Origin of the sequence: Veillonella dispar (genome assembly GCF_937975875.1) — a bacterium.
In the GTDB taxonomy this organism is placed as follows: Bacteria; Bacillota; Negativicutes; order Veillonellales; family Veillonellaceae; genus Veillonella; species Veillonella dispar_B.
In genome coordinates, this window is the sequence record NZ_CALJSP010000099.1 from 1 (window position 1) to 4373 (window position 4373).

The window sequence follows — 4373 nt, forward strand, 5'->3', positions numbered from 1 at the left end:
AAAGAAGAAATACGAGGCTCTCCAGCAGTACAAAGAACGGTTTACATTCTTGTTGAACTTTACAGGTAGATATTCTTTGGCAAATGATATTTACATGCAGATCGGTCTCTTAACCTTGGTTGGTTTGGCCGCAAAAAATGCGATCTTGATTATCGAGTATGCTAAGATTCGTGTTGACGAACGTGGTATGAACGTTGTTGATGCCGCTATCGAAGCTGCAAAAATTCGTTTACGTCCAATCTTGATGACATCCTTTGCGTTCATCCTTGGTGTATTGCCATTGGCAGTATCTACTGGTGCTGGTTCTGGTGCTCGTACATCCATGGGTATTACTGTAGTAGCAGGGATGACAACAGCAACATTGTTTGGTATCTTTATCATTCCAATGCTGTTCATCATCATTGAAACACTTGGACCTGGTTTGTTTACAAACCGCAAAAAAAATCACGACTAATCATTTACATTAGATAATTTTGTAGAATGACAAAAACACGTCACTACTTAGTAGTGGCGTGTTTTTTTATATAATTTATGATATAATAATATAGAATATATAATAATATATATGAGACTTTCACGGGCTTCATGGTGAAAGTCTTACTTATTGATAGGAGACTTTATGAAATTAACTAAAATGCATGGTCTTGGCAATGATTTTATCCTCTTTGCCGACCCTCAAGGTGCTAACAAGGACTATACTGATTTAGCCATTCGCCTTTGCGATCGCCGTACAGGCATTGGTGCTGATGGTTTAGTCATTGTTGTACCATCTGACACATGTGATGTGCGCATGCGCATCATCAACTCCGATGGCAGTGAAGCTGAAATGTGCGGCAATGGTATTCGATGCTTTGCCAAATACGCTTACGAACACGGAGAAATTACAAAAGAAACTTTCACCATCGAAACATTAGCAGGTGTTATGAAGCCAACCTTAACCATCGAAAATGGTGTGGTTACACTAGTAACAGTAGACATGGGCAAGCCATTCTTTAACAGTAAAGATGTACCTATGAATGTAGACATGGATAAGGTCATCGACGTAGACATTGATGTAAATGGCGAAACTGTAACAGTGAGCTCTGTATTGCTCGGTGTACCGCATACAGAGGTTTACGTAGAAGATATTACAAACGCCCCTGTTACGACACAAGGTCCAATCCTTGAAAAACACGATGCATTCCCATCCAATACAAATGTTAACTACATTGAAGTAGTAAACGACAAACACATCAAGGTTCGCACATGGGAACGCGGTGCTGGCGCTACACTAGCATGTGGTACAGGCTCTTGTGCCTCTGCCGTTATGTCCTTCGAAAAAGGCTTAACAGGTCGCGAAGTAGACGTAGAACTTTACTTAGGAACATTGCATATTTCATACTTGGAGGATGGCACGGTGCTCATGACAGGCCCTGCTGAGGAAGTCTTCGAAACAGAACTTCCTATCGATTAAGATGAAGTGGTTACAACTCATATTAAATGCGTTTCTAAAGTATCAACAAGGCCGTTCACTGATGCCGAAAAATACAGAGCCCCTCTTAGGCTTACTCCTATCCATACTCGTCATCATCATCGCTGTAGCCAATAGCATTGCCATCGGTTACGCCTTGATAGTGGTATGGTGCATTATGGCTTATGTGTTCTACCGCAAAGGGTACCAACCAAAGGAACTACTAAACCTATCATGGACAGGTGCTAAAACATCTATTGTGGTGATGCAAATATTCCTGCTCATCGGTTGGCTCATCGCCATGTGGCAAGCGGCAGGTATTATACCTATGATTATCGCCACAGGCATCGACTTGATTGATCCTTCTATCTTTATCGCTTGTGCCTTTTTGTTAACAGCACTGGTGAGCATGCTATTAGGAACTGCCCTTGGCACTGTGGGTACCATAGGTATTGTACTCATTACGATGGCAAAAGCCGGTAACATTCCAGAAAATATCGTAGCAGGCGCCATCATTGCTGGCGCTTACTTTGGTGATCGGAACGGGCCTTTATCGTCTAGCGCCTCTCTCGTAGCGACCTTAACGCATACAAAGGTATCGACCAACATCCCTATTATGTTTAAGGACGGTCTACCAGCACTTGTTATTTCCACAGTGCTCTACCTAATACTATCGCAGTGGTTCCCTCTCAACTATGCAAATAGCTTACTGTCTGATACGATTCACTTTGTGTTCAACATCGATTGGACCTTATGGATTCCAGTCATCATCATCATTGGTCTGTTACCTTTGAAAGTATCTATCCGTTGGCCTATCGGCCTTAGTGCATTAGTAGCGGCAATTCTAGCTTATACCAATCAGGGAGCTACCCTTTCTGATTTAGGCTGGTATACCTTAACAGGCTTTGAACTACCACATTATAATCCACTAGCAGATATCATTCACGGCGGCGGCTTACAAACGATGTTCATCCCTACCCTTTCCATTTTTATGGCAACTGCCATTTCTGGCATGCTCGAAGGGGTTGGCTTCTGGAACGATGTGAGACAGCTATTAGAACGAGCGAAAACACGAAGTGATGTATTTGCGGCAAACGTAGGTCTCGCCTTTTTAACAGGTGCTGTAGGTTGTAGTCAAGCTATTGCGGTGGTGATGACCCACTCTATTATGCGCATTACCTATGCACAGAGAGGCATTCAAGATGAAGATGTGATGCTCGACTTTGAAAACAGCGGCATCGTCATTGCCCCCTTACTACCATGGAACATCGCCGCTTATGTACCTGTAGTTATGATGGGTACTAGTACAGCTGGCTATGTACCATTCGCCTTCTTCCTATACCTCGTACCACTCCTATACTGGTTACGACTACGGAATCAAGATCAACCAATCATACGCTAATTACAAAATCAATCAAATTTACGCTAATTACAAGATTAACCAATCATAGGCTCATTAATTTATCTTAAAGGGGAATTTGTATGATTTACACCATTACCTTTAATCCAGCCCTAGATTATATTGTTCGTCTTGATCAACTCAAGACGGGCACCATTAATCGCACCACCCAAGAGTACGTTCTCGGTGGCGGCAAGGGTATCAATGTATCCATCGTGCTCAACAACCTAGGCATGGATACAACGGCACTCGGTTTCATCGCCGGTTTCACAGGGGAAGAAATCGTAACACAACTGAACCAATTCGGTGTGAAAGAGGATTTCATCCGTCTCCGCGAAGGTTTAACGCGCATCAATGTTAAGGTGAAAGCCTCTGACGAAGAAACAGAAATTAACGGCCGTGGCCCTATCATCGCAGACGACGAACTAGAAGCCCTCTATAAACAGCTCGATGCATTAACTGAGCAGGATACATTGATCCTTGCAGGCAGTATTCCTTCTAGCTTACCAAGCGATATGTACGAACTCATTATGGAGCGCTTACAACATAAAAATATTCGCATTGTCGTAGATGCTACAAAAGATTTGCTTACACGGGTCTTACCTTATAAACCGTTCTTAATTAAACCTAACAATCACGAGCTTAGCGAAATCTTTGGTCGTACCCTTTCCACAAAGGATGACCTCGTAGAGGCCGCTAAGGCATTACAAGAGAAAGGCGCACAACATGTGCTCATCTCCATGGCTGGTGATGGAGCTATCTTAGTAGCTGCTGACGGCACTGTATATACAAGTCCTGCCCCTAAGGGTACACTCGTAAACTCCGTAGGCGCCGGCGATTCCATGGTAGCTGGCTTTATTACAGGCTTTGAAAAGACAGGCGACCTACAAGAGGCGCTCTACTGGGGTATCTCCAGTGGTTCTGCCTCCGCTTACTCTGAAAATCTCGCTACGCTGGCAGAAGTAGAAGCACTACTTTCACAAGTACGAGTTAACTAGTTTTCTATTTTATGTGCATCAAGGAGTACACATATGAAAATCACTGATTTATTAAAACCTCAATCCATTCTACTGAATGCAGATCCAGTAAGTAAGGCCGATGCCATTTACACCTTAGGTGAATTAATGGAAAAAGGCGGCAACTTATCTGATAAAGCAGAATACTTAAAAGCTGTTTTCGCTCGTGAAGAATCTGGTTCCACAGGCCTTGGTGATGGTATCGCTACACCACATGCTAAATCTACAGGTGTAAAAGAAGCCGGCCTTGCCGCTATGGTCGTGCCTAATGGTGTTGATTTCGAAGCACTCGACGGTCAGCCATCTCGCTTATTCTTCATGATTGCTGCACCAGAAGGCGCTGCCGATACCCATGTAGAGGTGTTGAGTAAATTAGCGACTATGGTCATTGACCCTGATTTCAAAGAGGCGCTCATCGCTGCTCCAACTGTTGAACGTTTCTTGGAACTCGTAACAGCTAAAGAAGATGGCAACTTTGATCCATCTGTAGAAGGCTTTATTAAACAAC

The 4373-nt window shown here is 43.4% G+C and carries 5 protein-coding genes; all 5 read left to right on the plus strand.

Annotated elements, in window-relative coordinates:
* Positions 1-454: efflux RND transporter permease subunit (locus Q7P05_RS04645; protein ID WP_303930781.1), on the plus strand; the 454-nt coding region annotated here is incomplete at its 5' end.
* A 165-nt stretch (positions 455-619) separates the two neighbouring features.
* Positions 620-1453 (plus strand): diaminopimelate epimerase, encoded by an 834-nt coding sequence (gene dapF, locus Q7P05_RS04650; protein ID WP_105089757.1) that lies wholly within the window; start codon positions 620-622, stop codon positions 1451-1453.
* Position 1454: 1 nt separating this feature from the next.
* Positions 1455-2852 (plus strand): Na+/H+ antiporter NhaC family protein, encoded by a 1398-nt coding sequence (locus Q7P05_RS04655; RefSeq protein ID WP_303930783.1) that lies wholly within the window; start codon positions 1455-1457, stop codon positions 2850-2852.
* Positions 2853-2932: 80 nt separating this feature from the next.
* Positions 2933-3847, plus strand: a complete 915-nt coding sequence (pfkB, locus tag Q7P05_RS04660; protein WP_105089759.1) for a 1-phosphofructokinase — start codon at positions 2933-2935, stop codon at positions 3845-3847.
* A 33-nt stretch (positions 3848-3880) separates the two neighbouring features.
* Positions 3881-4373: PTS sugar transporter subunit IIA (locus Q7P05_RS04665; protein WP_303930785.1), on the plus strand; the 493-nt coding region annotated here is incomplete at its 3' end.

Excerpts from the sequence above, each read along its gene's own strand:
- dapF (WP_105089757.1), top strand. The coding sequence starts at position 620 with ATGAAATTAACTAAAATGCATGGTCTTGGCAATGATTTTATCCTCTTT.
- Q7P05_RS04655 (WP_303930783.1), top strand. The coding sequence starts at position 1,455 with ATGAAGTGGTTACAACTCATATTAAATGCGTTTCTAAAGTATCAACAA.
- pfkB (WP_105089759.1), top strand. The coding sequence starts at position 2,933 with ATGATTTACACCATTACCTTTAATCCAGCCCTAGATTATATTGTTCGT.